The organism is Saccharothrix sp. NPDC042600 (assembly GCF_040647305.1).
GTDB classification, from domain to species: Bacteria; Actinomycetota; Actinomycetes; order Mycobacteriales; family Pseudonocardiaceae; genus Actinosynnema; species Actinosynnema mutabilis.
In genome coordinates this window covers 464105-490975 of the sequence record NZ_JBEZBW010000001.1, presented here as the reverse complement: position 1 = coordinate 490975, position 26871 = coordinate 464105, and the positions used below count along the sequence as shown (strand labels likewise).

28 protein-coding genes are annotated in these 26871 nt (G+C 71.1%); 15 read left to right on the top strand and 13 right to left on the bottom strand.

The window, feature by feature from the left end; genetic code table 11:
• Positions 1 to 392: 392 nt before the first annotated feature.
• The gene (locus tag AB0A74_RS01860) at positions 393 to 854 is read left to right on the top strand and encodes an SRPBCC family protein (protein WP_358246998.1); all 462 of its coding nucleotides are present in this window, start codon (positions 393 to 395) and stop codon (positions 852 to 854) included.
• A 206-nt stretch (positions 855 to 1060) separates the two neighbouring features.
• Entirely contained in the window at positions 1061 to 1288 is a 228-nt protein-coding gene (locus AB0A74_RS01855; protein WP_358246997.1) for a hypothetical protein, read from the top strand.
• Between the two features lie 238 nt (positions 1289 to 1526).
• Here AB0A74_RS01855 and AB0A74_RS01850 read toward each other — a convergent pair whose 3' ends face one another.
• The gene (locus AB0A74_RS01850; RefSeq protein WP_358246996.1) at positions 1527 to 1850 is read right to left on the bottom strand and encodes a hypothetical protein; all 324 of its coding nucleotides are present in this window, start codon (positions 1848 to 1850) and stop codon (positions 1527 to 1529) included.
• Positions 1851 to 2071: 221 nt separating this feature from the next.
• Between AB0A74_RS01850 and AB0A74_RS01845 the strand changes: the two genes are divergently transcribed.
• Positions 2072 to 3070, top strand: a complete 999-nt coding sequence (locus tag AB0A74_RS01845; RefSeq protein ID WP_358246995.1) for an RNA polymerase subunit sigma-70 — start codon at positions 2072 to 2074, stop codon at positions 3068 to 3070.
• Here AB0A74_RS01845 and AB0A74_RS01840 read toward each other — a convergent pair whose 3' ends face one another.
• From AB0A74_RS01840 to AB0A74_RS01830, 3 genes are all read right to left on the bottom strand, one after another.
• Complete coding sequence (locus AB0A74_RS01840; RefSeq protein ID WP_358246994.1) at positions 3071 to 3658, bottom strand: dihydrofolate reductase family protein; 588 nt, start codon at positions 3656 to 3658, stop codon at positions 3071 to 3073.
• A 119-nt stretch (positions 3659 to 3777) separates the two neighbouring features.
• Positions 3778 to 4107, bottom strand: a complete 330-nt coding sequence (locus tag AB0A74_RS01835; RefSeq protein WP_358246993.1) for an STAS domain-containing protein — start codon at positions 4105 to 4107, stop codon at positions 3778 to 3780.
• Positions 4107 to 8252: a SpoIIE family protein phosphatase gene (locus tag AB0A74_RS01830; protein ID WP_358246992.1), complete on the bottom strand. Its 4146-nt coding sequence runs from the start codon at positions 8250 to 8252 to the stop codon at positions 4107 to 4109. Before AB0A74_RS01830 ends, AB0A74_RS01835 begins: the two co-directional genes overlap by 1 nt.
• Positions 8253 to 8421: 169 nt before the next feature.
• Here AB0A74_RS01830 and AB0A74_RS01825 point away from each other — a divergent pair, with 169 nt between their 5' ends.
• Positions 8422 to 9474, top strand: coding sequence for an ABC transporter substrate-binding protein (locus AB0A74_RS01825; protein ID WP_358246991.1), 1053 nt, complete (start codon positions 8422 to 8424; stop codon positions 9472 to 9474).
• On the opposite strand, the gene AB0A74_RS01820 is transcribed toward AB0A74_RS01825, so the two are convergent.
• The 4 genes from AB0A74_RS01820 to AB0A74_RS01805 form a co-directional block, all read right to left on the bottom strand.
• On the bottom strand, positions 9461 to 9892 hold the full coding sequence (locus AB0A74_RS01820; protein WP_358246990.1) for a hypothetical protein: 432 nt from the start codon (positions 9890 to 9892) through the stop codon (positions 9461 to 9463). The genes AB0A74_RS01825 and AB0A74_RS01820 overlap by 14 nt on opposite strands.
• A 224-nt stretch (positions 9893 to 10116) precedes the next feature.
• Positions 10117 to 10773 carry a 2'-5' RNA ligase family protein gene (locus tag AB0A74_RS01815; RefSeq protein WP_358246989.1) on the bottom strand — a complete coding sequence of 219 codons (657 nt, stop codon included), beginning with the start codon at positions 10771 to 10773 and terminating at the stop codon, positions 10117 to 10119.
• Between the two features lie 53 nt (positions 10774 to 10826).
• Positions 10827 to 11387 (bottom strand): HD domain-containing protein, encoded by a 561-nt coding sequence (locus tag AB0A74_RS01810; protein ID WP_358246988.1) that lies wholly within the window; start codon positions 11385 to 11387, stop codon positions 10827 to 10829.
• 9 nt (positions 11388 to 11396) lie between these two features.
• Complete coding sequence (locus tag AB0A74_RS01805; protein ID WP_358246987.1) at positions 11397 to 12989, bottom strand: helix-turn-helix domain-containing protein; 1593 nt, start codon at positions 12987 to 12989, stop codon at positions 11397 to 11399.
• A gap of 327 nt (positions 12990 to 13316) precedes the next feature.
• On the opposite strand from AB0A74_RS01805, the gene AB0A74_RS01800 reads away from it, so the two are divergent.
• The 3 genes from AB0A74_RS01800 (at position 13317) to AB0A74_RS01790 (ending at position 16114) form a co-directional block, all read left to right on the top strand.
• On the top strand, positions 13317 to 14618 hold the full coding sequence (locus AB0A74_RS01800; protein ID WP_358246986.1) for a tetratricopeptide repeat protein: 1302 nt from the start codon (positions 13317 to 13319) through the stop codon (positions 14616 to 14618).
• 234 nt (positions 14619 to 14852) lie between these two features.
• Positions 14853 to 15785 carry an SAM-dependent methyltransferase gene (locus AB0A74_RS01795; protein WP_358246985.1) on the top strand — a complete coding sequence of 311 codons (933 nt, stop codon included), beginning with the start codon at positions 14853 to 14855 and terminating at the stop codon, positions 15783 to 15785.
• Positions 15782 to 16114: a helix-turn-helix domain-containing protein gene (locus AB0A74_RS01790; protein WP_358246984.1), complete on the top strand. Its 333-nt coding sequence runs from the start codon at positions 15782 to 15784 to the stop codon at positions 16112 to 16114. Before AB0A74_RS01795 ends, AB0A74_RS01790 begins: the two co-directional genes overlap by 4 nt.
• A 50-nt stretch (positions 16115 to 16164) precedes the next feature.
• Here the strand turns inward: AB0A74_RS01790 and AB0A74_RS01785 are convergent, their stop codons facing one another.
• Positions 16165 to 16584, bottom strand: coding sequence for an STAS domain-containing protein (locus tag AB0A74_RS01785; RefSeq protein ID WP_358246983.1), 420 nt, complete (start codon positions 16582 to 16584; stop codon positions 16165 to 16167).
• Between the two features lie 215 nt (positions 16585 to 16799).
• On the opposite strand from AB0A74_RS01785, the gene AB0A74_RS01780 reads away from it, so the two are divergent.
• The 6 genes from AB0A74_RS01780 (at position 16800) to AB0A74_RS01755 (ending at position 20223) form a co-directional block, all read left to right on the top strand.
• Entirely contained in the window at positions 16800 to 17216 is a 417-nt protein-coding gene (locus AB0A74_RS01780; protein WP_358246982.1) for an STAS domain-containing protein, read from the top strand.
• Positions 17217 to 17376: 160 nt separating this feature from the next.
• On the top strand, positions 17377 to 17781 hold the full coding sequence (locus AB0A74_RS01775) for an ATP-binding protein (protein WP_358246981.1): 405 nt from the start codon (positions 17377 to 17379) through the stop codon (positions 17779 to 17781).
• Positions 17782 to 17882: 101 nt separating this feature from the next.
• Positions 17883 to 18992 carry a serine/threonine-protein kinase gene (locus AB0A74_RS01770; RefSeq protein WP_358246980.1) on the top strand — a complete coding sequence of 370 codons (1110 nt, stop codon included), beginning with the start codon at positions 17883 to 17885 and terminating at the stop codon, positions 18990 to 18992.
• 99 nt (positions 18993 to 19091) lie between these two features.
• The gene (locus AB0A74_RS01765) at positions 19092 to 19475 is read left to right on the top strand and encodes a DUF6292 family protein (RefSeq protein WP_358246979.1); all 384 of its coding nucleotides are present in this window, start codon (positions 19092 to 19094) and stop codon (positions 19473 to 19475) included.
• Positions 19472 to 19876, top strand: coding sequence for an STAS domain-containing protein (locus tag AB0A74_RS01760; protein ID WP_358246978.1), 405 nt, complete (start codon positions 19472 to 19474; stop codon positions 19874 to 19876). The genes AB0A74_RS01765 and AB0A74_RS01760 overlap by 4 nt, the downstream gene beginning before the upstream one ends.
• Before the next feature lie 128 nt (positions 19877 to 20004).
• Positions 20005 to 20223 carry a hypothetical protein gene (locus AB0A74_RS01755; RefSeq protein ID WP_358246977.1) on the top strand — a complete coding sequence of 73 codons (219 nt, stop codon included), beginning with the start codon at positions 20005 to 20007 and terminating at the stop codon, positions 20221 to 20223.
• 87 nt (positions 20224 to 20310) lie between these two features.
• Here AB0A74_RS01755 and AB0A74_RS01750 read toward each other — a convergent pair whose 3' ends face one another.
• The 4 genes from AB0A74_RS01750 to ctaD all read right to left on the bottom strand — a co-directional run bounded on the left by AB0A74_RS01750 (position 20311) and on the right by ctaD (position 24938).
• Positions 20311 to 21324: a cytochrome d ubiquinol oxidase subunit II gene (locus tag AB0A74_RS01750; protein WP_358246976.1), complete on the bottom strand. Its 1014-nt coding sequence runs from the start codon at positions 21322 to 21324 to the stop codon at positions 20311 to 20313.
• Positions 21321 to 22667: a cytochrome ubiquinol oxidase subunit I gene (locus AB0A74_RS01745; RefSeq protein WP_358246975.1), complete on the bottom strand. Its 1347-nt coding sequence runs from the start codon at positions 22665 to 22667 to the stop codon at positions 21321 to 21323. The genes AB0A74_RS01750 and AB0A74_RS01745 overlap by 4 nt, the downstream gene beginning before the upstream one ends.
• A 220-nt stretch (positions 22668 to 22887) precedes the next feature.
• Positions 22888 to 23154 (bottom strand): DUF3040 domain-containing protein, encoded by a 267-nt coding sequence (locus AB0A74_RS01740; RefSeq protein ID WP_358246974.1) that lies wholly within the window; start codon positions 23152 to 23154, stop codon positions 22888 to 22890.
• Positions 23155 to 23174: 20 nt separating this feature from the next.
• Positions 23175 to 24938, bottom strand: a complete 1764-nt coding sequence (gene ctaD, locus AB0A74_RS01735) for a cytochrome c oxidase subunit I (protein ID WP_358246973.1) — start codon at positions 24936 to 24938, stop codon at positions 23175 to 23177.
• A 241-nt stretch (positions 24939 to 25179) separates the two neighbouring features.
• Here ctaD and AB0A74_RS01730 point away from each other — a divergent pair, with 241 nt between their 5' ends.
• The gene (locus tag AB0A74_RS01730; protein ID WP_358246972.1) at positions 25180 to 26322 is read left to right on the top strand and encodes a glutamate--cysteine ligase; all 1143 of its coding nucleotides are present in this window, start codon (positions 25180 to 25182) and stop codon (positions 26320 to 26322) included.
• 33 nt (positions 26323 to 26355) lie between these two features.
• Positions 26356 to 26862, top strand: coding sequence for a hypothetical protein (locus tag AB0A74_RS01725; protein ID WP_358246971.1), 507 nt, complete (start codon positions 26356 to 26358; stop codon positions 26860 to 26862).
• Positions 26863 to 26871 lie beyond the last annotated feature (9 nt).

The window sequence follows — 26871 nt, the reverse complement described above, 5'->3', positions numbered from 1 at the left end:
CCTGAAGCAGTGTCCCGCTGAGCCCGGGCAAGTGAGTCGAGCACCTGCACCCTCGCCTCGTGGTCGCCCGGATCGTGGCACGGGGCGTTGGAGGCAAGGTCGAGCTCAAGAGAAACTCGCGCAGTGCGCGGGTCCTTGTCGTCGTGCATTTCCAGCGCAACTGCCGGGACACCACTCTGCGACGTCGGTCTTGCTTCGGCGCGCGGTGCCGGGTCTCTTCGTCAGCCGGCGGTGCGGAGTTGGGCGGCTGCGTGCTCGACTGAGGGGGGTGCGGTGGCGTTGTCCGGTAACACGACGTCGGGGTTCGACGACTTGGTCAACTGGGCACGCACCCCGCGGCCCGCCCGTGCGGCGCTTCCCGCGAAGTGCTCGCGACGCACTAGGAGACCACCATGGCCCTGTCGCCGAAGTACTCCGTCTACCACTCCGCCGTCCTCGACGCGGACGCCGACGAGGTGTGGGCGAAGGTCCGGGACATGATGGTGCTGCTCGACATCGTGTTCGGCGAGGGCATCGAGAACGCCCACTGGACCCACGGCGGCTCGGCGAAGAAGGTTCCGTCGACGTTCGAGTTCACCCTCCTGCCCAACCACGACCTGGCCGAGGAGGAAGTCGTCGGCCGCTCGGAGACCGACCGCTCGCTCACCTACCGCTCGGTCGCGCAGGTGCTGTTCATCGTGGACTACGTGGCCACCTACCGGGTCCGGCCGGTGACGAACGAACCGGGCCGCAGCTTCATCGACTGGGAACGCGAGTTCCGCGTGGTCCCCGGCGCGCCGGCCGGCTTCCTCGATGACCTGGAAGCCCTCTTCGTCCAGGAGATCGCGACCGTGAAGGCGCACTTCGCCGCCTGACGACGCCACGAGTCGGGCCGTCCGCACGACGATCGGCAATCGCGGGTCCGGCGTGTCCACGGCGGCACACGACGCCTCACTCCCCTGCGGTCTTCCCCGACTGCAGGGTGACATCTCGTCGCTCGGCGGAGTGAACTCCGCAGGCGTCGCGCCCCGGTCCGGAAAGCGGAGGAGCAAGCTGACAAGCAGCGCACAAGGAGGCAATCGTGAAGCGGTTCACGACAACGCTGCTGGCTACGGCCGCACTGGTGATGGGCGCGGTGGCGGCGAGCGCCGGGACGGCGATGGCCGAGCCCGATGAAGTCACCGTCGTGGAGTGCCTCTTGGGCGGTGGCTTGCCGCTGCCCAACGGGGACGGCAGCGGAGCAGTCTGCACGGGAGGCCAGCACGACGGCGCGCCCGTGAAGCTCCCCACGCTTCCCACCGGCGGGTGACAGGATCCGGCGCACACCCCCGCAGCCGGGAGCGCGTGATGCCACTCGTCATGCGCGCAACTGTCCGCACCCGGTCGAGGGAATCGGTCCGTGACTCCCGCTGACCGGACTCGCGCGGTGGGCCGGCACGACCGCCTTGGGCGCTGTGAGCGACGTGCAGAGGGCGAGCGCGAGCCGGGTGCGGGGAAGTCGTCGGTGACACGGAGGTCGGGGCAGGACGGACCACCCCGAGCAGTCGCTAGGGCCTTTGGCCTGCCTCGCGCGGCCCGTCCAGCCACCGCTCGACCGCGTCCACAACGAACGCCGAGACCAGGAACCCGGCCGCACCCGCCAGCACGATCCCGACCGGATGCCACCGCACCCACACGAGCACCCCGACGACCGACAGCACCATCCCGAACGCTGCGGTCAGCCACGGTCGCACGACACCCAGCCGGCGCAGCAACAGCCAGCCCAGCAACCACCCCACAACCGGATAGGTGTAGATCACGAGCACCAACCACCCCAGGCAGCCCAAGCCCTCGCCGTCACACGGGACCACCACGACCACGCTCGTACTCACCAGCGCACCGACGCCCACCAACGCGCCTACCAACGATGCGACCAGAACCCGCTGACGTCTCCCCACGCCGCTGATCATCGCGCCACGAACACCGCCGCGACATGAGTACTACTACGCGGAAAGCCCGGCGCGGCACTCATCAGCGGCTGCACCGATCAGAAATGCTCCGCCACGTCGTCGGTTCCGGCAGCCCTCTCGCACCGGTGGAAGGATTGACGGCCATGACCGACGCTGGACCGCTGAGCACCGACGACGCCACGTTCATCGCGGTGGCGCGCTCGGGCGATTCGGCTCGGTTCGCCATGCTCACGGAGCGTTACCGGCGTGAGCTGCAAGTGCACTGCTACCGCATGCTCGCCAACTACGAGGACGCCCTGGACATGACGCAGGAGACGTTCCTGCGGGCCTGGCACAAGCGGGAGTCGTTCAAGGGGCACGCCGCCCTGCGGACCTGGTTGTACCGGATCGCGACGAACGCCTGCCTCGATTTCCTGGACAAGCGCAACGACCGCACACCCGTGCCGTTCGGGCTGTCCGGCTCCGAGGTGCTGTACCTACAGCCGTACCCCGACCGGATGCTGCCCGAGGACCCGCAGGAGTCCGTGGTCACGCGTGAGACGATCGAGTTGGCGTTCATCGTCGCCGTCCAACACCTGCCACCACGGCAACGGGCGGTGTTCATCCTGCGCGACGTTCTGGGCTGGCCGGCACCGAAGGCCGCGGACGCCCTCGACCTCACCCTCGCGTCGGTGACCAGCGCGTTGCAGCGGGCACGCGGGACGATGCGCGAGCAGTCGCCCGACCGCCGCCTCGACTGGCGCAGCCCCGCGCACGAGCTGTCGAACGACGAGCGCGACGTGGTGAAGTCCTACATCGAAGCCCACGAGCGCAACGACCTCGACGGGCTGATCTCCCTGTTGCGCCACGACCTGCGCTTCGCGATGCTCCCCGACGCCGGCACCACCACCACGACGGCCAAGGACGCGGTGGAGGGCTGGCTCACCGGCGGGCTCTTCCAACCCGGCCACGACGACTGGCGCGGTATCGCCACGACGGTCAACCTCATGCCTGCCGCCGGGCTCTACCTGCGCACCCCCGACGACCCCGAGTACCGGCTGTTCGCCATCGCGGTCCTGCGCATCGTCGGAGGGAAGATCGCCGAGATGACCGGGTTCGACGCCGCCGGCAAACCGTGGTTGGGCCTGCCGCCGACCCTGTGATCACGTCCGCCTCGTCTCGTACCGGGTCAACAGCACACCGCCGGGAAACGTCCGGGTCTCCACCAGGGTCAGGTTCACCCAACTGTCCAGCGCGGTGAAGAACGGCGTGCCTCCGCCCACCAGGACCGGCACGGTGACCAGCACGTACTCATCGATCAGCCCAGCTCGCATGGCCGCCCCGGCGAGCGTCGCGCCGCCGATGTCCATGCGCCCGCCGTCCTCCGCCTTGAGCCGCGTGATCTCGGTGACCGCGTCGCCGGTGACCAAGCGGGTGTTCCAGTCGACCTTGTCGATCGTCGAGGAGAACACCACCTTCGGCATGTCCCGCCAGCGGCGGGCGAACTCCTTCTCCGCCGGGGTGGCGCCGGGCTGCCGGTCGGCGGTCGGCCAGTGGGGACTCATCGCCTCCCACAGCTTGCGCCCGTACAGCGCCAAGTCCGTCGCCGCCACCCGGTCGGACCACCACTGGAACAGCTCCTCGCTCGGCGACGAGTCCGGGCCGTCACCCCCGCTCCAGCCCAGGTCGTCGCCGGGCGCGGCGATGTAGCCGTCCAGGGTCACATTCATGCCGAAGGTCAGTTTCCGCATGGCGTCATGCCTCCCGTGAGCCGATCTCGCACATACAGACGGGCGCGGCGCGAAAACCTGATCGGTGCACGGTCCACGGACCGCAAGCCGTCGCCGGGTGACGGCTGAGCGCGGCGCTCCTAAGGTCGCCGGTCGTCGTCGGCGGGGGCTTGTAGTCCGTGCACGGTGGTCATGTCGGTCAGTCCCGAGATGGTCAGGACGGGGGCCAGGAGTGGTGTGGCGGTGATGTGGATGCGGTCGGCGCGGGCGAACAGGACGCTCAGTCCGGCGCTGTCGAGGTACTCCACCCCGGTCAGGTCCACCACGAGGTGACCGTCGGCGCCGTCGAGGGCCGAGTCCAGGGCCGCGGCGAAGGCGGCGCTGTTGCTCATGTCGATCTCGCCCACTGCTTCGAGGACTGTGGCCCCGTCCGGGCGGCGAACCGAGTTGAACGTCAGTGACGTGGTCATCAGGAGATCCTCGTGGACATGTCGACCGTCGTGCCGGCGGGACCGCGGGTGATCGTGACGTGCTGCATCATCGCCCGCATGATGGCCACTCCGCGTCCGCGGTCGGGGTTGGCCTCGGGCCGGGGCGTCTGCCAACTGCCGTTGTCGGCCACGGTCAGGTGCAGGGTGTCGGCCACGACCTCGGCTCGTAGTCGAACGGTCCCGCGCACCGCGTCGCGGTAGGCGTGGTCGATGGAGTTGGCGCAGGCCTCGCCGGCGGCCAGCAGCACGTCCTGGACCGCTTCCGGGGACAGCCCGCACTGGTTCGACCAGGTGCGCAGGAGCTTGCGGACGGGCGCGAGCTGCCCGGCTTCGGCGGGGAAGGTCAGCTCCAGCGGGGCGGGGTGGCGGTAGAGCAGCAGGGCGACGTCGTCGTCGTAGCCGCCGGGTGGGGCCAATCGGCGCATCACCCGGGTGGCGAGGTCGTCGAGCGGGGTGTCCCGGCCGTCCTGGACGGCTTCACCCGCCTGGTCGATGCCTTCGGTCAGCGAGCGGCGGCGGCGCTCGACCAGCCCGTCGGTGTAGACCAGCACGGTGGAGCGGGGCGGCAGGACGCACTCCGCTTCGGGGCGCGGGTGACCGGGCCGCACCGCGAGCGGCGTGGAGCGCCCCTGGTCGAGCAACCGGGTGGTGCCGTCGCGGGCGGCGACGAGGGCGGGCGGGTGACCGGCGCTGGAGTAGGTCAACCGGCCGGTCGCCGGGTCCAGCACGCCGCAGAACACGGTGGTGCACATCGCGCCGGGGAGGGTGGCGGCGAAGTGGTCCAGGGCCATGAGCGTGCGCGCGGGGCCGATGTCCTGCAGCAGCAGAGCGCGGCAGGCGCTGCGCAACTGGCCCATGACGGCGGCGGCTTCGAGGCCGCGACCGACGCAGTCGCCGACGACGACGCCGATGTGGCCGTCGGGCAGGGCGACGGTGTCGTACCAGTCCCCGCCGATCTCCAGTGGCCGGGCCGCGGGCTCGTAGCGGACGGCGAAGCCGTTCGGCAGTTCCGACGGGCCGAGGATGGCGCGCTGCAGCGCCAGGGCGGTCTCGCGTTGCTGGTCGATCTGGTGGGCGCGGGCCAGCCCCTGGGCGAGGTGCCCGGCGAGCAGGGACAGCAGGAGCTGGTCCTGGTCGGTGAACGGCCGGTGGTCGCCCAGGTCGAGCCAGAGGGTCATGGTGCCGGCGGGGTGCTCCAGCGTGATGCCGGCGCCGGACGCGCTGCCGTCGGTCGGGCTCAACGCCGGACGTTCGCGCAGCGCGGTGAGGGTCCGCCGGCGTTGCTCGGTCAGGCCGTCCCAGGACAGGTCCGGGTCGGTGCCGGTCACGATCGGCTCGCCCCGGCCGGTGAAGACGGCGGCGACGACGGACCGCGCCCGCCACAGGTCCTTGAGCGCTTCCAGGGCTCCGGTCAGCGCCTCGGCCAGGCTGGACGCCCGGGACAGGCGCATGCTCAGCGCCGCCAGGGCGGTGTCGCGCTGGATGGCGTAGTGCTCGGCGGTGACGTCGCGGAAGGTGCCCACGACGACGGTGCGCCCCGTGTCGGGGTCCTGAGCCGGGTTGAACATGACGCTGACCCACAACAGGCGCCCGTCCCGGTGCGTGACCGGGAGGGTGTAGGTGCCCCTGTCGCGGTTGACCAGGCCGGCGAAGGCGTCGGCGACGCGCCGGTAGCCCTCGGGATCGGTGTCGGCGTCGGGCCACCAGGGGTGGGTGGGGCGGTAGGGCAGGCCTTCGGGGCCGTAGCCGAGGATGTCGGTGAACGCGGTGTTGATCTCCACGACCGCGCCGTCCTCGTCGCAGACGAAGAACGCCTCCTGCAGGGAGTCGATCAGCGCGGTGCGCCAACGGGCGTGGTGGTTGCGCAGCCGCGACAGCTCGACGTTCGCCCGCACGCGGGCCAGCAACTCGGCCGCGGCGAACGGCTTGACCAGGTAGTCGTCCGCGCCCGCCTGCAGCCCTTCGATCGACGCCTCCTGGCCGGCGCGCGCGGACAGCAGCAGCACCGGCACCGCCGCCGTGCGCGGATCGGTCCGCAACGACGACACCAGGGACAGACCGTCCAGGCGGGGCATCATCACGTCGCTGACCACCAGGTCGGGGTGCTGCGCCCGGATCGCCTCCAGGGCCCGCACACCGTCGTCGACGGCCCGGACCTCGTAGCCGGCGCCCGACAGCAGCCGGGTGAGGTACTCCCTCATGTCGGCGTTGTCGTCGGCGACCAGCACCGTCGCCGGCACCGCGACGCCCGGTCCCGCCGCGAGCGGCACGTCCGCGCCGTCGCGCCCGTCCGGCAGCCAGCGCAGGGCCTCCTGCACGTACGGGCCCGCTGTCGTGGACACCGTCGAGCGTGCCTCCCCCGGTGGCAGCAGGGCGTCGTCGGGCAGGTGCGCGGAGCCGAAGGGCAGCCGGATCGTGAACCGGGTGCCCCGCGCGACCGTGCTTTCGGCGGTGATGGTGCCTCCGTGCAGGTCCACCAGCTCGCGCACCAGGGCCAGCCCGATCCCGCTGCCCTCGTTCGAGCGGGAACGGGCGTTCTCGATGCGGTGGAACCGCTCGAACAGCCTCGGCATCTCGTCGGGCGCCACGCCGATGCCGGTGTCCGCGACGGTGACCACCGCTTCGCCGTCGACGGCGCGGACGGAGACCCCGATCGAGCCCTCGAAGGTGAACTTCAGCGCGTTGCTGAGCAGGTTGAGGACCACCTTCTCCCACATGCCGCGGTCGAGGTAGACCGGCTCGGGCAGCGGTGGGCAGTCGACGTCGAAGCCCAGCCCGGCCTTCTCGATCGCCGAGCGGAAGACGCTGGCCAGCTCGGCGGTGACCGCGGCCAGGTCGACCGGCTCGTAACCGGCGCGCATCCGGCCGGCCTCGATGCGCGAGAAGTCCAGCAACGTGTTGACCAGCTTGCCCAGCCGCAGTCCGTTGCGGTGCACGACGTCCAGCTCGTCCCGCGCCTGCGGGTCGGACTCCGCCAACCGGTCGCGCAGCTCCTCCACCGGACCCATGATCAGGGTCAACGGGGTGCGGAACTCGTGGCTGATGTTGGAGAAGAACGCGGTCTTGGCCCGGTCCAGCTCGGCCAGCTCCTCCGCGCGCCGCTGCTGGGCCTGGTAGCTGCGGGCGCTGGCGATGCCGGCCGCGACGTGCCCGGCGACCAGCTCGACGAACCCCCGGTACGCCTCGTCCAGCGGCCGGTAGCGGTTCAACCCGGCCACCAGGAACCCGTGGGGCGTGCCGCCCTGCTGTTGGAGCGGCACCAACAGGGCCTGCGTGGGTGGCTCCGACCGGTCCCCGCCCGGCAACGCGGCGAACCCGGGCCCGGCCAGCTCCACCAGCACCGACTCGCCCCGCAAGGCCGCCAAGGGCCACACGCCGTCGGGGTCGTCCGGTGCCAGCACCGGCGGCGCGGCCGGGTGGCCGGCGGCGATCCCGGTCACCCCCGCCAGCCGGGCGCCGCCGTCGTCCTGGAACAGGTAGGTCGCGGTGAACGGCAGGTCGCGCGGGTTGCGGCCGAGCTGGCGGCAGGAGAACGCGAGCGTCTCCTCCTCCGTGCGCACCGCGCTGGGGTCCGAACCCAGGTCCCGCAACGTCGCCATCCGCCGCTCGCCGACGACCCGCTCGGTCTCCTCGCTGACCACGCACAACATGCCGACCACGACACCGTCGTCGTCGCGCAGCGGACTGTAGGAGAAGGTGTGGTAGGTCTCCTCCGGGTAACCCGACCGTTCCAGGAACAGCAGCAACGCCTCGTCCCAGGTCGCCTGCCCGGTGGTCAGCACGGTCTCGATCCGCGGGCCGATGTCGGTCCAGATCTCGGCCCACACCTCGCTCGCCGAGCGGCCCAACGCCCAGGGGTACTTGCGCCCCAGCGTGTCCCGGCGGTAGGCGGCGTTGCAGAAGAACGTCAGCTCCGGACCCCACGCCAACCACATCGAGAACCGCGACGACAGCAGGATGCTCACCGCGGTCCGCAGGCTCTGCGGCCACCCGGACGGGTGACCGAGCGCGGTGGCGGCCCAGTCCACCCGGGCGAGGTCGGGGCCGACCTCGTCGTCCACGGCGAACAGGTCGGCCGGGGCCGCCGTCGCCCACGGGAGTTCGGCATCGTCAGAACGCGTCACCGGGCACCCTTCCACGCTCACCACTTCGCAAGCTGGACTGCCCGACCGCTACCGCGCGAAACCCGATGACGACACGACATGATGAATATCATCACGTCCGAACCCGAGGGCCGCCCGAACGTGGGGATCGCTGGATCGTGGTGACCGGGCCGTCGGTACGGTGCGCGCCGTGCCACGACCGGTGATCGGGGTCGTCCTCGCGGCGACCGGGAGGCTCGCCCCGTTGGGCGTGCCGCTGGACTTCGTCGCCCGCGTCCTGCCGTGGCCGGTGGACGTGGTGGTGCGTGACAGCGCCTCCACGCCCGACGGCGCCCGCGCCGCAGCGTTGTCGCTGGCCGACGCCGGTGTGCGGGTGGTGGTGACGCTGGGCGGCACGCAGACGCTGCCCGCGGTGGCACGCGCGTGCACTGAACGGGAAGTGCCGTGCGTGTCCACGACGTTGCCGTGGCAGGTGTTCCACGCCGAGGTGTTCGACGACGACCACCGGCCTGGCTGGGCGTTCCACTTCAGCTGGGGCGTGGACGACATCGCCGAGGTGTTCGCCGACCTGTGGGAGCACCTGGGACCGGTGCGACGGGTGGGCTGCCTGTGGAACGACGGCACGCAGGGTGACGCGTCACGCCGGTGGTTCCGGCCCGTGGCTCGGGCGCGCGGGCACGTGCTGGTCGACCTGCCCTACCGCGAGCACGCGGGCGAGTTGCCCGACCTGGCCGACGTGGACGTGGTGACGTCCGCCGCGACCGCCGCCGACCTGGCCGCGGCCGTGCGGCACGCCCGACCCCGGCTGATCACCTGCTCCCGCTGGCTGACCTACCCGTTCAGCGTGGCCGCGCACGACCTGCTGGACGGTGTCGCCACGATCGTCTACTGGACGCCCGAACACCGCGACGGCGCCGGCCGGGACCTGGCCGCCGCCTACGAGACGGCCACCGGGACGCCGTGGCTGCAACCGCTGGGCATGGCCCACGCCGCACTGGAGGTGGCCTGCCACGCCGCCACCGCCGCGGACTCCCGATCGGGCACCGCCGAGGTGCTGGCCGGTCTGCGGCTGGAGTCGATGGCCGGGACGCTGGACTGGACCGGTGGCCCGGCCCCCGGTGTGGCACGGGTTCCGCTGGCCGGTGGGCAGTGGCGCGCCGGGGACCGCCCGGAACTGGTGGTCGTGGACAACCGCCGAGCCCCGGCCGCGCCCGTCGGCGGCGAACTGCTCACTGTTCCATGAGCGTGAAGGTGAAGCGGTAGCCCACGTCCGCCCGGTCCGCGAAGGTGGCGCGGGTGACCTTGCCCTCGCCGCGCACGTTGGCGTACTTGCCGGTGCCGCCGACCACCGAGATGGTCGTGTCGTCGAACCCGGCGTCGAGGGACTTGTAGGTGCGCAGCGACGACAGGTGCAACTCGCCGTCCTGGAGCTTGAAGGTGGACGTGCAGTGCGCCGTGATCGACGGCGGCACGGACGCGGACACCGACAACACGCCACAGTGGGAGAACCCGTCCCCGACCTTCGCCCGACCCGCGGGCGCCGTCAACTCGCCGCCGCTGACGAACCCGGCTCCCACGGCGATGTTCGCCACCGCCGACATCAGCGTCCGCTTCGCCATCACCTCCACCGCGACCTGCCGATCACCAACCACCGCCGGCACGACCGCACCCACAAGCCCACCAACGAGCGCGAGCACCACCCAGGGCCCACCACGCATCTCCACCCACCTCCGCGTTCAAGCCGGACCGCCCGTCCCGACGCTAGTTCCGCGACACCGTGACGACAGTCGCTCGATCAGGCGGACCCGAACGACTGACCACCCGATATGGGTGACCTCCCGCGGTGGTGTGGCGCCGTGCGGCAGGGTGGCTCCACCTGGCTGCGCTATCCCTGGTGGTCGAGTCCCGCGGTGTCGCCGACCCCAAGCGACACCGTCGCCACGTCGGTCCACTCGTACGCCTGGTGATCCCGGTTCAGATCGATCAACGACACGGAGGAGATGACGACTTCGGCGGTGTGTTCGGCTTCGGCGTCGAGTGCTTGCCGGATCGGGCCCATCGGGCCGGCGGTGTTCGAGTAGCCCAGGGTCACGTGCGCCCGGAACCCCGCCTCGGGTTCGGGGACGTTGTCGGCTCCCCAGACGTCGCCGATCGCGGCGCGGATGGCCAGGCGCAGATCCGCCAGCGGTTCAAGCGGGCGCACGGGCATCTGAACGGTCTCGGGATCGACGTGCGCCGGCCCGATGACGGCGGTGATCGGCTCCAACTCGGCGCAACGCTTGCGCGCCGCCTCGACGATGCGCTCGACGTCCTGTCGATCCACCTCGTCGGTGAAACCGATCCCCTGCAATGTCAGGTGCAGCCAGCGAACCGGAATCGGGTCCAACTGGGGAAGCGCCGCGAGCACCGGGGCGTAGGCGACGACGAGGCGCTGCGCGCCGGCCTGGTCGGCGAAGGTGACGTGCCAGGTGTAGAACGATCGACCGGCCCTCCAGCCGGGCCTCCACCACCAGTGGTCACGCATCCCGTCGGCTTCGGTCACGCGGTTAGCTCCTCGATCACGGACTCGCTCTCCACTTGAGCGAGTTTTGAACGTCACCGATCCCGCCAGGCCAGCGGTGAGAGCGTCACCGCGGCTTCGGCGATTCGACGTGCGGTCTCGGTCTTGAGGCTTTTGCGGGCGGAGTCGATCCAGCCGTCGACGCGTTTCACGCCGGTGTCGCGGTACTCGACGGCCTGGAGCAGCATCTCCAGCTTGTCGGCGTCGCTGGCGCACCGGGCTTCGGCTGACTCCTTGGCCTCGTACTCGGCCACGGCGTCGCGTACGGCGTCGCGGGAGCGTTGTGGGAGTTTCGCGGTCTGGTCGGCGGTGATGGCCTGCGGGTCAGGTTTGGTGATGTAGCCGCTGATGGTGTGGGGCAGGTCGCCGGTCCGGGTCTCCTGGGTGTCGTGCCACAGCGCGAGGAAGGAGGCCCGGGCCGGGTCGGCCCCTTCCTCGGCTGCGATGAGCGCGGCGAGTTGGGCGACGCGCATGGTGTGTTCGGCGACGGATTCGGGGTCGCGGACGCCTGCGTGCCACCACCCTGTGCGGCGCATGCGCTTGAGCACGCCGAGTTCGTAGCCGAAGGCGGCGAGGGCAGAGGCGTCGTCGGTCACGTGTTCTCCCTAGTGGCCGGTGATGCGGAGGGCGTAGTGCAGGCCGGCGACCTGGTCGCGGCCGGACCGGGTCAACGTATCGCCGGTCGCGAGCTTGTCCAGGGACTCGGTGAGCGAGGCGCGTAGGCGTGGTCGTGCGTCGAGCAGGGCCGGTCGTGAGGCGACCAGGGCGTGCAGGGTGTGCAGGTTCAGCGGGAGGTGGGGTGCGTCCGGGTCGAGGCGTCGGGTCAGGTGGGACAGGAGCGCGCCGCCGTTCCAGCTTCGGGTGTCTGCATCGTTCATGAACGAGTCGTCGGTCCGCACGTCGCCGAGTTCACCGATCCAGTAGGCCCAGTAGTTGAGGTTGGCGGCCTCGGCCCGCGTGCCGGCCGTCCGGTCCACGAAGTCGTGGATGTGCTCGCCTTCGCCGGTGGAGGCCAGGGCGACGGAGGCGGAGCGTGCTTCGAACAGTCCGGTGATGTCGTTTTCCGTGGGGACCATGCGGCCGACCCGGTGCCATTCGCCGCGCAGCCAGTCGCCCACCTGTCGGCGCTGGTCGAAGCCGAGCAGATACACCGCCTGCCGTCGCAGCAGCGGCTCCCCGGCGTGGGCCGCCCGTTCCGCGATGAACAGCAGGTGGTCGAAGAACCGCGCGCGTTCGTCCGATTGCAGCCACGGCGGTTGGCCGATCAGGTCCTGCCGAGGCTCTGCCTGCACCAACTCCGCCAGTTGAGGCGGGGTGTGTCCGGTGAAAGGCCAGGTCACTAGGTTGGTGATGTTCTTGCGGTGCACCGCTGCGGCGAGGGGGTGATCTGTCGCGTCCACCCATGCGGCACCGGCCGTGATCCCGGTCGCGAGCACCAGGTCGGCCTCGATCGCGTCGTTCAGGTGACGCCTCGTCGACGCCGGCGCCCCGGCCCGGGTCAAGCGGGCGCTCAGCCTGAGCAGCTCACCGCTGCCGACCGCGGCCAGCGGGTGTCGTCCCGACTCCCACCCCTGCACAGTGTCGACGTCCACACCGAGGAGTTCGGCCAACTGGTCCTGCGTGAGCTCGGCGGCCTGTCTGCTCAGCGCCAACACGAAGCCGGATACGGAACCTGCGGAAGGCGCGACGGCGCCGTCCGCCAGTTCTGTTCCGGTTGAGCGGGCGGCCGTCGACCGACGATCCGGCTGCCCTGAGCGGTTGCGCAGGTGGGGATTCCCTGGTCGCTCACGTACTCGCTCCACGAGCCGCGCGGTGGGCATGTGGAACCAGAGGAGGTGGTGCGGGATGCCGAGGCGGTGCGCCCAGTGAATGAGTTTGGCGAGGTCGTTGACGGGTTCACCGTTCTCGACCCGGCTCAGTCGGGTCGGCGAGAGGTTGATCCAGGCTGCGGCGGTCTCCTGCCGGATGGGTTGAGCGTGGTGAGGGTGTTTGCGGTAAGCGCGGATGACCGCACCGATGTCGCGGGCGGTGAGAGCAGCGCGTAGGTCGGGGTGGTCCCAGAACTCGGCGGGCACCCTGGGCGGTGTGGCGAGTTGGCGGCGTCCGGCACGGGCGCAGGCGCTGCAGCGGTCGCTGCGGTTGTCACGGGCGAGCCGGGTGCCGCAGGAGCAGCGGCGCACCGAGTCGGCGCTGCCCATGATGACCGCCTCCTCCCCCACACCGGATAGATAGTCCCAGTGACCGGACCAGCACACAGCGTAACGGGAGCGGCGCGCCCTCCGAATCTTGGCCGGTGTGTCGCCGCGGTGAGGCTCACGGCCCCCCAGCGGGCCAACCAAGCGACGCTACCGACGCTGGACGAAGTAGCACTTGCGTTTTCCGCATCTCAACTTGCCGTCGAACGCAACCCGCAAAGGTGCCGGTCGCCGCCACTCTTGGTGATCACGACGGACGTGGAGCGACCGGGACAACAACCGCCCCGGTCATCGACAGCTCTTCTGGCGTCATCCGATCACGGAGTGCTCATGAACGACTTGTCTACCAGCGCATTGCTCGCCCAGCGCCTGCACCTGATCCCCGGTGACGACTTCAGCGAGTGGACCGTGGCTGCTCTGCTGGGCATCGACCGCGGAAGTGCGGCCGTGCGCGACGCGGTGGTCGATCTCGTACGGGTCCAGCGGTTGCTCATCGTCGATGACGTCGAGCACGGCACCTGGCGGCTGCCGAAGATCAACGCTTTCCGGCTGCGCCGCATCACTCCCCGCACCTCGACCACCGCGCGTACCGAGGCGGAGCTGGAGGCGCAACGCCGGGTGGAGGTCTACCTGGTGGCCCACGCTGCCGAGGTCAGCGAACTCATCGACCCCGGCAAGCACCGCTACACCACCCCGTCCGAACCCACGGCGTCCTTCCCGGCAGTGGCGGAGGCGCTGAGGTGGATCCAGGGCGAGCGGCACACCCTGCTGGCCGCGCAACAGGCCGCACACCTGCGTCAGGACTGGACGACGACCTGGCAGCTCGCCGAAGTGTGCTGGTCCGGGTTCCGGACTTTGCGGCGGTACGAAGACCTGCTCGCCCTGCAGCGGCTGGGTGCGGAGGCGGGTGAGCGCGACGGGCACCCGGTGGCCGGCGGGTGCCGGTCGCGGGTGGCGTGGGCGCTCAACCACCTCGGCCGGTACCACGAGTCGCTGTCCGAGGCGCAGCGCGCGCTGGAGCTGGCCACCCGACACGACCACCTGTGGTCGATCACCACGGCCAAGACCGCCCTCAGCCACGCCCACCTCTCGCTGGGCGACCACCGCGCCGCCGAGGACCACGCCCTGGCCGCCCTGCGCCTGGACCAGGGGCGGCGGGTGGTCGGCCCGGACGGTCGCGACTCGCCGCCCTACGCCACGATCGCGTTGCGCAAGCGGCACATCGGCCGAATCCGCCTAGCGGACGGCAGGATCGCCGGCGCGATCGAGATCCTGCGCAGCGCGGTCACGGACCTGCAGCACGACCCTCGACGCCGAAGGGAATCAGCCGGCGTCCGCATGGCCCTCGCCGACGCCCTCCTCGTCTCGGGACGCAGCGGAGCAGCACTTGCCGAATTGGAAGTGGCAGCCTCCATGCTGGACCGCAGCGTCGACTTCGCGCTGCTGGCCCAGATCTCCTTCACCCGTGGCGACATCGCCCACGGACGAGGTGCTGCCGCCGAGGCGCGCAGGCACTTCGAAGACGCCGATCTGTACTACTTCCAAGCCAACGACACGCGCGGGGTAGAAGCCGCCAAGAGCCGACTGGCCGCCCTCCGTACCCGCACGGCCAGAGACGACGGACAGTCCTAACCGAACAACGCTGGTCTCCGAAATCTGAAGCCGCCGCGCGCACCGGCCCGGAAGCCGAGCGGGACTTGGCCGACCATGTCCGCCGCGCCGGATGGACACCGGAACAACCGGTGAGCCGCGCACAACGATGCCTGCGCCCACCCGATGAGACCGCTTCGACCGAGCCGGATGCGCCTTCAGCGCCGACATGCGTCGCCGCCCACCAGCCACCTCCCGCACGAAGGACCCACTCCAGTGAACGAGACGACCCGGCGCATCCTCACGACCCTCGCGAACGCCGGCGAGAAGGGACTGACCAGCCTGGGGAGGGCCGAAGGACGCCAGTTGCAACTGCTGCCCCCGGCACGGCGGACGCTGACGCCGTGGCGACGGCGCCCGGGCCGCACGACCAGTGACACCACCCCGCCGCAGGACGCGTACAGCACGTCGTGGCCACACCCGGTCCTGGTGCGCAACCACCTTCTCGGCGGCACCATGAGCCGCCCCATCGACCGGCAGGAAACCGCACGGCTCCGCGCCCTCGACCCGGACATCGACACACGGGCACGCACCATCGAAGCCAACCGCGAGCACACGCTGCGGTCGCTGGCCGATCACGGCCTGGCCGAGCAGGTCATCGACCTGACGACCGGCGTCCCCGCCGCCGATGTCACCCGCGCGGCACATGTCGCCCTCGCCGAGATCGACCCGCCCGTGCCGGTCGTCTACGTCGTCACCGACGAACGACTGGCCACCGCCACCAAAGCCCTGACCCGCGACCGGCCTCACGTGGAGACGCTGGTCGCCAATCCGTGCGACGCACGCACGGTCTGGGAAGCCGTCTCTGGTCGCGGTCCACACCGGCCGTGCCGCCTGATACATCCCGGACGCCCAGTCGTCCTGGACGCGTTGACGATCAGCGATCTGGTTCCCGACCCACGCCGACTGCGCACGGTGCTGCGCGCGTGGCGCGTCACCGTCCAGGCGGGCTCGGTGCTGCTCGTCGCCCGCTCTCTCGATCCCGCCCTGCCCGATCCGCTGCCCATCGCCCGCCGGGCGGGCTGGCACCACCGGCCCGGAATCGCCCCACCGACACCGGACACCAACACAGCCCTCGACGCACAGGTCGCCGCACTGACAACCGCCCCAGCAGCAACACGAGCACGACACGAAATGGAAGACCGTTGACGAACCACCACCAAGGACCACCTTCGGCACTCTGGTCCTACATCCAGCACAACCTGTCCCTACGCGGAAAGCGCACCAGTGACCTCACCCGGGCCCTCCGCGTTCACCGCAGCAGGCTGACCGACTGGCGGAACGGCAAGTCCCTCTCCCTCGCCACGGCACGTGCCCTCGCCGCGTACTTCGACACTCCCCTCCTCGAAGTCATCGTGGCCGCCGGCATGATCACCGCGGAGGAAGCGTCCGCAGGGCCGGTGCGTCCCAGCCCAGCGAGCCTCTCCGACGCCGAACTCCTCGCCGAGATCGGCCGCCGCCTGCACGAACGATCTTGAACCACACGACCCGGTCGTGGAGTGAACAGCGCGTTCGCCGGCACCTCGCCTTACCCGCGTGCTGCCGCCAGGGCCTGTTCGCACGAGTCGTGCAGGGTGAACAACGCGTCCATCGCGGTCAGTTCCAGCGCTCGTCGGACCGGGCCGGTCGCAGCTACATGGATCGGACCACCTGAGCCGTGCGCGTTGTGCTCGTGGACGTGCACCAGGGCCCCGATGCCGGCGGACGCGAAGAAGGTCAGCCGGGTCAGGTCCAGGACGAGGGAGCCGACGTCACTGTCGAGGAGGCGCACGGCCGTGTCGCGCAGGACGTCGCTGTTGGAAAGGTCGATTTCACCTGTCACCCGCAGCACCGCCACTCCATCGACCACCGCGGGGTCGATGGCGGCCAGGGGTCCGTTCGCCGACGACATACCCACATCCTCACCCAAGCCGATCACGATGCCCTGAAGAAGGGCGTCCTCGCGCATCACAACGGCGTGACGCGGGACGAGCGGGCCGCTCGTACGCACCGGCCGGACGCGTCCGAACGGCGGCGTAGCCGGGTCACTGGACAGAGCCGGGCGTGGGTGCGCCGCGAGGGTTGGGGTGGCGAGCACCGCCCGGACGGCCGTGTCGCGAGGGCGCGCGGGGGTGCCACGGTGTGGGGGTCGCCGTGCGAGGACCTGGTGCCGAGGAGGGTGTGGTGCGCGAGGGTGCGGGACGGCAGGCGGTGTCGGTGAGTGTGACCAAGCGTCGTGGCGTGGTGTTCGCCGCGGTTCGGGGTGAGATCGAGACCGGCACGTGCGAGCAGGTGCGGGAGCGTCTGCTGGCTTGCTTGGCCGACCGCCCCGCGGCGCTGGTGGTCGATCTGGCCGGGGTGACGTTGCTCGGGTCGATGGGCATCGCGGTGCTGGTCGAGTCGCGTGAGCACGCCGAGCGGTCGGGTGCCGGGTTCGCCGTCGTGGCCGGTGCGCGCACGGTCGTGCGGCCGATGCGGATCACCGACGTGGGGGCGCTGCTGGGCCTGTGCGCCACGGTCGAGGAGGCGCTGCACGCGGTCGGCGGCGACACGACGACGCGTGGGATGAGGCGGGACAGGTTCTCGTGGTGGTCGTCCTGACCTGTGTCAACGATCGATCCCGGTCGGCCGCGATACCTCGTGAACGCCCCGTGACCACCAGCCGGCCGCCGCGTTTCGGGACTCCGCAGAACGGGTAATCCGCCGCCGGAGTCGCCAAGAGGCCAGACGAAGGCGGCCTGGGGGTGTGGTGGAGGCCGCGATGATGCCGCTGCGGGACGCGCTCGAAACAAGGATCAACGTCGTGCTCACGACGCCGACCGCGCCCTTGGCGCGGCTGCGCCAGTGGCTGACCGACGTCCTGGCCTCGATCGCCGAGGACGCGCTGCACGACGTGCTGCTCGTCTGCTCGGAACTGGTCGCCAACGCCTACGACCACGCGCGAGGCCCGCGCCGACTGCGGCTGCTCCGGGTCGACGGTGGCGCACGCCTGCGCGTCGAGATCGACGACGCCAGCCCCGACCTCCTGCCCACACCGGGCCACTCCAGCGTCAACTCCAACCGGGGCCGCGGCCTGACCCTGGTGGACACGCTGTCCGGGCACCGCTGGGGCGTCCACGTCCTGGCGGGCGCCAAGACCGTCTGGGCCGAGGTCCCGTTGTCCTGACCCACGCATTGCGGGGTCCCGAAGTGCAGGTGTTTCGGGCCCACGGCCGGGCGGTACCCGGACGGGCGGTGCTCCCGGACGGAAGGCCCAACCAGGTGTCGGTGCCCACAAGTCGCGAACTGCTCGCCGGCCGCTACGAGCTGGCGGAACTGTTGGGCGCGGGAGGCATGGGCGAGGTCCGCAAAGCCCGGGACACCACGCTCGACCGCCCGGTCGCCGTCAAGATCCTGCGTGGCGGCACCGACCTCGCCACACACCAACGCTTCCGCCGCGAGGTCCACACCCTCGCCGGACTGGAGCACCCCGGCGTGGTGTCGGTGTTCGACGCGGGCACCGACGGACCCGTGGCCTTCGTCGTGATGCAGCTGATCCACGGCAGCACACTGCGCCAACGCATGGCGGAAGGCCCCATGGACCCCGGCACGGTCCGACGACTGGGGGCACAACTGGCCGACGCGCTGGACCACGTCCACGCCCACGGCATCGTGCACCGCGACGTCAAACCCGCCAACATCCTGCTCGACGAGCAGGCACGACCCCACCTGGCCGACTTCGGCCTCGCCCGGCTCACCGACAGCACCCAGCTCACCAGGTCCGGCCAGATCATGGGCACCGCCGCCTACCTCGCCCCCGAACAGGTCCGCGGCGACACCATCACCCCCGCCACCGACATCTACGCCCTCGGCCTGGTCCTGCTCGAATGCCTCACCGGTCACCGCGAGTTCGACGGCGGCGAAGCCGAAACCGCGCTCGCCCGCCTGCACCGGCCACCGCACATCCCGGACCACCTGCCCGACGACCTCACCCGAACCCTCGCCCTGATGACCTCCCTGGTCCCGCAACGCCGCCCCACCGCCGCCGCCTGCGCCCAAGCCCTGCGCGGCGCGGAACTGCCCACCGCCCTCGACATCCCCGTCCAGACACGTCGACCGACCCACTGGCGCCGTCCGGCCTTCGCGCTGTCCGTGGCCGGCCCACTGGCCGTCGCGCTGACCGCCTTCCTCGCCCTGCCCACCACGCCGGAAGCCGAACCCACTCCCCCGGCGACCTCGACCACCGCACCGGCCTCCACCACACCGTCGGCCACACCGCCACCGACCCCTCCCCCGCCGACCACCGTCGTGCAAGAACCGGCGACCGAACGCCCGACCGACATCGCGGACAAACCGAACCCGGGCAAAGCCGAGGGCAAGAAGAAGCCCAAGCCCTGAACCGCCTCACGGGTCCGTTTGGCGGACGTGAGCGTGGGTATTCCGGGATTCACGCGTCAAACAGGCGGCGCTTCCATTGGAATCGCGGAAGCGGTGACCATGTATCCGTATCCCGACGACGCGCGCGCTCGTGCGCTGCACGCCTACGTCCGACAGGTGTCGGCGGCCCTGGGGTTGAGCGGCGAGCAGTTCTGCGTCGACCCGCCGGCCACCGCCTACATCGCACTGGACTCGCGACTGCCCCATTGGCCCGATCGCGAGGTCGCGCTGCTGTGGGACCAGCACTACGGCTGGTCGCTGGCCGTGGAGACCCACAGCGGGGAAGACCTGCTCGTCCACGCCCACTACGACACCGCCCTGACGCCCCCGGCTGCCGAGGTCGCGGCCTGGACCGCCGCGGTGCTCGCCGGACCGGACCGTGTGCCGCTGGCCAGGGTGGGTGTCGCGCGGCGGTTGTCGCACGCGGCGGGCACGTCCCTATGACCGGCCCGATGACGAACCTTCCCGAGAGGAACCACATGACCGAGCACAGTGGCCCCGCGGTCGCCACCGAGGCGAACGGCGGCATCCCGCTGGTCCGCGTGTCCGGGTCGCTCGACGCCGGTTCCAGAGATCCGGTCGCGGCCGAATTGGACGCTGTGTTCGAAACCGGACCGGAGTCCGTCGTGCTGGATCTGTGCGAAGTGGATTTCCTGGGTTCGGCGGGAATCGCGTTGCTCATCAACGCCCGGCACCGCGCGGCCCGGCTGGGCATCCCCTTCGCCGTCGTCGCCGACCGGCGCGCCGTGCTGCGGCCGTTGCAGGTCAGCCAGGTCGACAGCGCGCTGCCGTTGCACCCGACCGTCGCCGACGCGGTGGCGGCGGTGCGCCTGCTTTCCACTTGAGCCATTCCGAGCAACGGTTGCGCCGAGCGGGCGCGGGTATCCGTGAACTACGTCGAAGAAACGGCGACAGGCAGGCCGCGTCGAGCATTCCGGCCGATGCGCGGCATCTAACCCCACTGGACTCCGCCATGGCCATTTCGCCTTGTCCCGAGCGCGGTGCGCTCGTCACCTACCTCAACCCGGACGTGCTCGACCCGACCGTGTTCCTGCGCGGCGTCGTCATGGGAGCACACATCGAGGACCCGCAGACCGCGCACCGGTGGCTGCCGGTCCTGCTCCCCGACCGCACGATCGCCGTGCTGGACACCAGGAACATCATCGCCGTGCACGCATCCGACAACTCCTGACCAACCGACCCACCACCGGCGACCCCGGGCCTCACACCGGCCCGGGGTCGCCGAGCGTGCAGCCCGCCATGGCTCCCACCCGGCTGGTCAGGGGCGTGTCGGTGTGCCCGCGGGAGGGCGCTGGAACAGCGTGTAGAGGTAGACCAGGCAAGGCACCAGGATCACCGTGCCGACCGACAGCGCGACCAGCAGGGCGAGCAGCGTGGGGCGGCCGGCGGCGGCCTGGTCCACGGTCAGTGACGGCAGCAGCAGGTACGGGTACTGGCCCACGGCCCACCCCGTCAGGATCGCCGCGACCGCGAGCCCCGAGGCGATCCGGGCCGCGATGTAGCGGCGGGCCAGCAGCAGCGCCAGGGCGGTCAGGCCGGCGACCACCGACAGCACCACCACCGGCAGGCCGCGGCCGGTCAGCCCCGCGAACAGCAGGGGCGCGTCGGCGCGCAGCACGGCGATCCCGGCCAAGCCGACCGCGCCCGTGGCCAGCGCCGCGGCCAGCGAGCGGCGGCGGAACGCCTCGGCCAGGTCGTGTTCGCCGTCGCGGCGGGCGTCGCCGCACAGGAACACCGCGGCCAGATAAGCGCACACCAGCACGGCCAGGACGCCGCCGAGCAGGGACGTCGGGTTCGCCCAACTGGTCACCACGTCCCCCGCCGCGATGCCCGGCGGCACCCGACCCGAGGCGACCCCGCCGACAACAGCGCCGAAGAAGAACGGCGTCAGCAGCGACGACACCGCGAACACCGTGCCGAACCAGCGCCGCATCGCCCCCACGCCGACGCTCTTGCGGTAGGCGAAGGCCGCGCCGCGCCCGATGATGCCGATCGCCGCGAGCGTGAGCGGGATGTAGAGGGTGGTCGCGGCGGCGGCGAACCCGCCCGAGAACCCCGTCCACAACACCACCAGCACGAAGATCAGCCAGACGTGGTTGGCCTCCCACACCGGCCCGATCGAACGCTCCACCCGCTCGCGAACGGCCTGCCCGCGCCGCCCGCCACCCGCCAGCAGGTCCCAGATGCCCCCGCCGAAGTCCGCGCCGCCGAACAGGGCGTAGGCCACCAGCCCCACGAACGCCGCCCCCAGCACCACCTCGGCCAGCGTCATCGCGTCTCCTGCGGCGCGAGCGTGTCACGGCCCCGGGCCAGCCGGCGCAGCACGACCACCGTGAACACCGTCAACGCCGTGTAGACCCCGACCACCGCCACAAGCCCCCAGGCCAGCCCAGGGGCCGGGCTGACCGCGTCGGCGGTGCGCATGAGCCCGTAGACGATCCACGGCTGCCGGCCGACCTCCGTGGTGACCCACCCGGCTTCCATCGCGACCACGGCCGCGACCCCGGAGGCCGCCACCGCGCGCAGGAACCAGTCACCGCGCGGCAGCCGCCGGCGACGCCACCACACCAGGCCGAACCAGACGGCCAGGCCCAGCAGCGCGGTGCCGAGCAGGACCATCGTGTTGTAGGCCAGGTGCACGACGTTGACCGGTGGCCGCTGGTCGGCGGGCACCTCCTCCAGGCCGGGGACCACGCCGTCGGGGTCGTGGTGGATCAGCAGCGACAACCCGTAGGGGATCTCCAGCGCGTAGTGCAGCTCGTCGTCGCGGTAGATCCCGCCGAGCGACAGGCCCGCCCCCGCGGTCGTCTCGTACTGGCCCTCCATCGCGGCCAGCTTGGCGGGCTGGTTGTCGGCCACGGTGTTGGCGATCCAGTCACCCACGCCGATCTGCACCGGGGTGGCGATCGCCGCGACGGTCAACGGGATGAGCAGCCCCAACCGGTGGTGGCGGTCCCGCCGGCCGCGCAGCATCCCGACCGCGTACACCGAGGCGACCAGGAACCCGGTCACCATGAACGCGGCCAACCACATGTGCACGAACTGCGGCCACGCCGAGGGCCCGAACATCGCCGCCCACGGCCGCGCGTCCACCACGTCGCCCTGTGCGTCCAGCGCGAACCCGGTCGGGTTGTTCATCCAGGCGTTGGCCGAGACGACGAAGAACGCGCCCGCGATGCCGGCGGCGATCATCGGCAACGCGCTGAGCATGTGCGCCCGCGGTGACAGGCGGTTCCACCCGAACAGGTACACCCCGACGAAGATGGCCTCGACGAAGAACGCGAACCCCTCCAGCACGAACGGGAAGCCGAACACCTCGCCGAAGCGCTCCATCAGCCCCGGCCACAGGATGCCCATCTCGAACGACAGCAGCGTGCCCGACACCGCGCCGGCCGCGAACAGCACACCCATCGCCTTCGCCCACCTGTGCGCCAACCCGGTCAGCACCGCGTCACCGCGCCGGTGACCCAGCCACTCGGTGAACACCACGATCGCCGGGAAGGCGATCCCGAAACAGGCGAACACGATGTGCCACCCCAGCGACAACGCCATCTGGTTGCGCGCGAACAACAGGTTCGCCTCGCCGCTCGCCACCATGAGCCCCAGCGCACTCACACGACCCTCCCCGTGGTCCTCCGGCCGGTTACCCGGAGCCGAGCCGACCAACCGATCCGACGGTGCCGCATCCGAGGTGATCTCGCGCGTCGAGCGATGGCCGGCGGGCGGCCAGGGCATCACCCGGTAGCCGCTGCCGCAACGAAGTCCGACGTGCGTCGCGTTGACCGAAGCGCACGCCTGGACGGGCTGTCGCACCAGACGCGCCCCCGGACAGCGCCTACCGGTTCGGGCGTGAGACGTGCATGCACGCCGCCGTCATCAAGCTCAGGATGCCCGCGAACACCAGCAACAGGTGGGTCAAGGCCCCGACCACCACCAACGCCACCCCCAGCACCGCCACGCCCACCCGCACCGAACGCCCAGTGGCCTCGACCCCACCGGGAGCCACGCGCGGCCCGGCCAGCGCAGCCGCGAGCACGGGGTCGTCGCTTTCGAACCGGCGCTCGATCTCACGCAGGCGGCGGCGTTCCTGGCGTCGGTTCACGGGGCACCTCGTCCGGTGGCCTAGTCCTCGTCGGGGGTCTCGCGCCGGGTCGGCGCGAGGTACTTCTCGGTGGTCGGGTCGGTCTTCACGTCACGTTGGTCGCGGCGCAGCACCGAGTAGTGGGACTCCTCGCGCATCCGCTCCACCATGTGCGGGTAGTGCAGTTCGAACGCCGGCCGCTCGGAGCGGATGCGCGGCAGTTCGGTGAAGTTGTGCCGGGGCGGCGGGCAGGACGTCGCCCATTCGAGTGAGTTCCCGAAGCCCCACGGGTCGTCGTGCTCGGCCGGGTCGCCGAAGCGGTAGCTGCGGAAGACGTTGTAGAGGAACGGCAGCGTGGACGCGCCCAGCACGAAGGACCCGATCGTGGAGACGGTGTTGAGGTGGGTGAACTGGTCGCTGGGCAGGTAGTCGGCGTACCGGCGGGGCATGCCCTGGTTGCCCAGCCAGTGGTGCACCAGGAAGGTCAGGTGGAAGCCGATGAACGTCGTCCAGAAGTGCACCTTGCCCAGCCGCTCGTCCAGCATCCGACCGGTCCACTTCGGGAACCAGAAGTAGATGCCCGCGTAGGTGGCGAACACGATCGTCCCGAACAGGACGTAGTGGAAGTGCGCCACCACGAAGTACGTGTCGGTGACGTGGAAGTCGATCGGCGGCGAGGCCAGCAGGATGCCCGACAGGCCGCCGAACAGGAACGTCACCAGGAAGCCGACGCTGAACAGCATCGGCGACTCGAACGTCAACCGGCCCTTCCACATCGTGCCGATCCAGTTGAAGAACTTGATCCCGGTCGGGATCGCGATGATGAACGTGGTGAGCGAGAAGAACAGCATCAGCACCGCGCCCGTGGCGTACATGTGGTGCGCCCACACGATCACCGAGTACAGGGCGATGGCGATCGTGGCGTAGACCAGTCCCTTGTAGCCGAACAGCGGTTTGCGGCTGAACACCGGGAAGATCTCGCTGACGATCCCGAAGAACGGCAGCGCCACGATGTAGACCTCGGGATGGCCGAAGAACCAGAACAGGTGCTGCCACAGGATCGCCCCGCCGTTGGCCGGGTCGAACACGTGCGCCCCCAGGTGCCGGTCGGCCAGCAGCCCCAGCAGCGCCGCGGTCAGGATCGGGAACGCGATGAGCACCAGGATGGCGGTGATGAAGATGTTCCAGGTGAAGATCGGCATCCGGAACATCGTCATGCCCGGCGCGCGCAGGCAGATCACCGTGGTGATCATGTTGACCGCGCCCAGGATCGTGCCCAGACCACCGACGACCAGGCCCGCGATCCACAGGTCGGCCCCGACGCCCGGGGTGCGGATGGCGCTGCTCAACGGCGTGTAGGCGGTCCACCCGAAGTCCGGCGCGCCCGCCGGGGTGAGGAACGCGCTGACCGCGATCAGGCCGCCGAACAGGTACAGCCAGTACGACAGGGCGTTGAGCCGCGGGAACGCCACGTCCGGCGAGCCGATCTGCAACGGCAGGATGAAGTTGGCGAAACCGAACACGATCGGGGTGGCGTAGAGCAGCAACATCACCGTGCCGTGCATGGTGAACAGCTGGTTGTACTGCTCGTTGGACAGGAACTGCAGGCCCGGCCGGGCCAGCTCGCCGCGCATCAGCAACGCCATCACCCCGCCGACCAGGAAGAACCCGAACGAGGTGGTGAGGTAGAGCAGCCCGATCAGCTTGTGGTCGGTGGTGGCGAACAGGCGCAGCAGGGCCGAGCCCTTGCGCCGGGGCCGCGCCGCGCCGTCCGGGACGATCGGCGTGGGCTTCAAGGTCGTCATGGGCGTCCTTCGGACGAGGGCGAGGGCGACGGCGCTCAGGGCCGGTTCCGCGGGCGGATACCCGTGATCGGAGGGGCGAACCCCGCACTCCTCGAAATCGCGTGACTGCGCTCGGTAACCGGACTGCGCGGTTCGGCAATCGGACGTACGGGTACTCCACCATTCAGGCGTCAAGCAGTCGGCGCTTCCACCGGCGCTCGGGGAAGCGGTGACCATGCGCTCACACGGTCGGAGGGCCTCAATGCGGACGTCCCCGCCACCGACGCTCGGTGTCGAAGAGGAGTTCCTGGTCGTCGCGCCCGACACCGGGCACCCCGTCCCGCTCGGGCCGCGGGTCGTGCGGTGCGCGGCGGAGCGGTTCGGCGTGGAGCTGGACGTGGAGCTGTCCACCGCCCAGGTCGAGACCCGGACGGCCGTGTGCCACGACCTGGGCGACGTGCGGCGGCAACTGTCGGACCTGCGCGCGGTCGCGGCCGAGTCGGCGCGGCGGGTCGGCGCCCGGCTGCTCGCGGTGGGCGCGCCGCCCATCGGCGGCCCGGAGACCGGCACCGGCGACCAGGGGCGCTACGCACAGCTCAAGGACGACTACCGACTGTTGGCGGCCGAGCAGTCCATCTGCGGGTGCCACGTGCACGTCGCCGTGCCCGACGCGGAGACCGCCGTCCAGGTGTGCAACCACGTGCGGCCGTGGCTGCCGGTGCTCAGCCTGCTCACCGCCAACTCGGCGATCGCGCGCGGACGCGACACCGGGTACGCGAGCTGGCGCTCGGTGGTGTGGTCGCGCTGGCCGTCGGCCGGGCCACCGCCGTACTTCGAGTCGTTCGACCACTACCGGCGCACGTGCGACGTGCTGCTGGAGGCGGGCGCGGCACGCGACCTGAGGATGGTCTACTGGGACGTCCGGCCGTCCGCGCACCTGCCGACCGTCGAGGTGCGCATCGCGGACGTGGCGTCCACAGTGGACGAAGCCGTGCTGTTCGCGGCGTTGGTGCGCGCACTGGTCACCACGGCGCTGGCCGACCTGGGCCGCGGGCTGCGGGGCTCCCCGGTGCCCGCCGAACTGCTGCGCATGGCGTCCTGGCGGGCCGCGCGCGACGGGCTCGGCGGTCGCGCGCTCGACGTGTTCTCCGGGCGCTTGGTGCCCGCGCGCCTGCTGGTGGACCGGCTCGTCCACGTGGTGCGCGACGCGTTGTGCGCGAGCGGCGATCTGGAGTCGGTGGAACGCCTCCTGGCCGCCGTGGACCGGTTCGGCACGGGAGCGGACCGGCAGCGCCGGGCGTTCCGGGAGGCGGGGAACCCGGCCGGGCTGGTGGACCGCCTGGCCGACGAGACGCTGCTGGGCTGCGAGCGGTGGAGCGTCGCCGCCGTTCCCGACCCTCGGTGACATGGAGTTCGGCCCGGTGGGTATCCGGCGGACATGTTGATGCGCTCGTTGGGACAGGGTGTGCTCGCCGGAGCCGTCGGGGTGGTGGTGATGACGGTCGCGGAGAAGGTCGAGCAGCGGGTGACCGGCCGGCCCGACTCCCACGTGCCCGCCAGGGTGCTGGAACGGCTGACCGGCCTGCCGGAACGACGGTCGCGGGCGCACAACCTCGTCATGCACTTCGGGCAGGGCGCCGTGCTGGGCGTCGTCCGGGCGCTGATGGCCAACGCCGGACTGCGCGGTCCGGTCGCCTCGGGCATGTTCGCCGTGGTCCGGCTGACCAACGACCAGGTCCTGGAGAACGCCACCGGCGTCGGCGCGCCACCGCAGACCTGGCCGCGCCCGGAACTGGCCGTGGACCTGCTGCACAAGGCCGTCTACGCCTTCGCGACCGGGGCGGTGGCCGACCGGCTCGCCGCCCGCGGCGGCCCCGGCCCCGGTCAGCGCCACGCCGCGCGGCTGCCCGGTCGCCACTCCGACGTCGGACCGCTGGGCCGATGACAACCCCGA

What these genes read in the sequence shown, in the direction of transcription:
- AB0A74_RS01860 (WP_358246998.1), top strand. Translation starts at nt 393, where the DNA reads ATGGCCCTGTCGCCGAAGTACTCCGTCTACCACTCCGCCGTCCTCGAC.
- AB0A74_RS01845 (WP_358246995.1), top strand. Translation starts at nt 2,072, where the DNA reads ATGACCGACGCTGGACCGCTGAGCACCGACGACGCCACGTTCATCGCG.
- AB0A74_RS01840 (WP_358246994.1), bottom strand. Translation starts at nt 3,658, where the DNA reads ATGCGGAAACTGACCTTCGGCATGAATGTGACCCTGGACGGCTACATC.
- AB0A74_RS01835 (WP_358246993.1), bottom strand. Translation starts at nt 4,107, where the DNA reads ATGACCACGTCACTGACGTTCAACTCGGTTCGCCGCCCGGACGGGGCC.
- AB0A74_RS01805 (WP_358246987.1), bottom strand. Translation starts at nt 12,989, where the DNA reads ATGGGCAGCGCCGACTCGGTGCGCCGCTGCTCCTGCGGCACCCGGCTC.
- AB0A74_RS01800 (WP_358246986.1), top strand. Translation starts at nt 13,317, where the DNA reads ATGAACGACTTGTCTACCAGCGCATTGCTCGCCCAGCGCCTGCACCTG.
- AB0A74_RS01785 (WP_358246983.1), bottom strand. Translation starts at nt 16,584, where the DNA reads ATGCGCGAGGACGCCCTTCTTCAGGGCATCGTGATCGGCTTGGGTGAG.
- AB0A74_RS01775 (WP_358246981.1), top strand. Translation starts at nt 17,377, where the DNA reads ATGATGCCGCTGCGGGACGCGCTCGAAACAAGGATCAACGTCGTGCTC.
- AB0A74_RS01765 (WP_358246979.1), top strand. Translation starts at nt 19,092, where the DNA reads ATGTATCCGTATCCCGACGACGCGCGCGCTCGTGCGCTGCACGCCTAC.
- AB0A74_RS01760 (WP_358246978.1), top strand. Translation starts at nt 19,472, where the DNA reads ATGACCGGCCCGATGACGAACCTTCCCGAGAGGAACCACATGACCGAG.
- AB0A74_RS01755 (WP_358246977.1), top strand. Translation starts at nt 20,005, where the DNA reads ATGGCCATTTCGCCTTGTCCCGAGCGCGGTGCGCTCGTCACCTACCTC.
- AB0A74_RS01750 (WP_358246976.1), bottom strand. Translation starts at nt 21,324, where the DNA reads ATGACGCTGGCCGAGGTGGTGCTGGGGGCGGCGTTCGTGGGGCTGGTG.
- ctaD (WP_358246973.1), bottom strand. Translation starts at nt 24,938, where the DNA reads ATGACGACCTTGAAGCCCACGCCGATCGTCCCGGACGGCGCGGCGCGG.
- AB0A74_RS01730 (WP_358246972.1), top strand. Translation starts at nt 25,180, where the DNA reads ATGCGGACGTCCCCGCCACCGACGCTCGGTGTCGAAGAGGAGTTCCTG.
- AB0A74_RS01725 (WP_358246971.1), top strand. Translation starts at nt 26,356, where the DNA reads ATGTTGATGCGCTCGTTGGGACAGGGTGTGCTCGCCGGAGCCGTCGGG.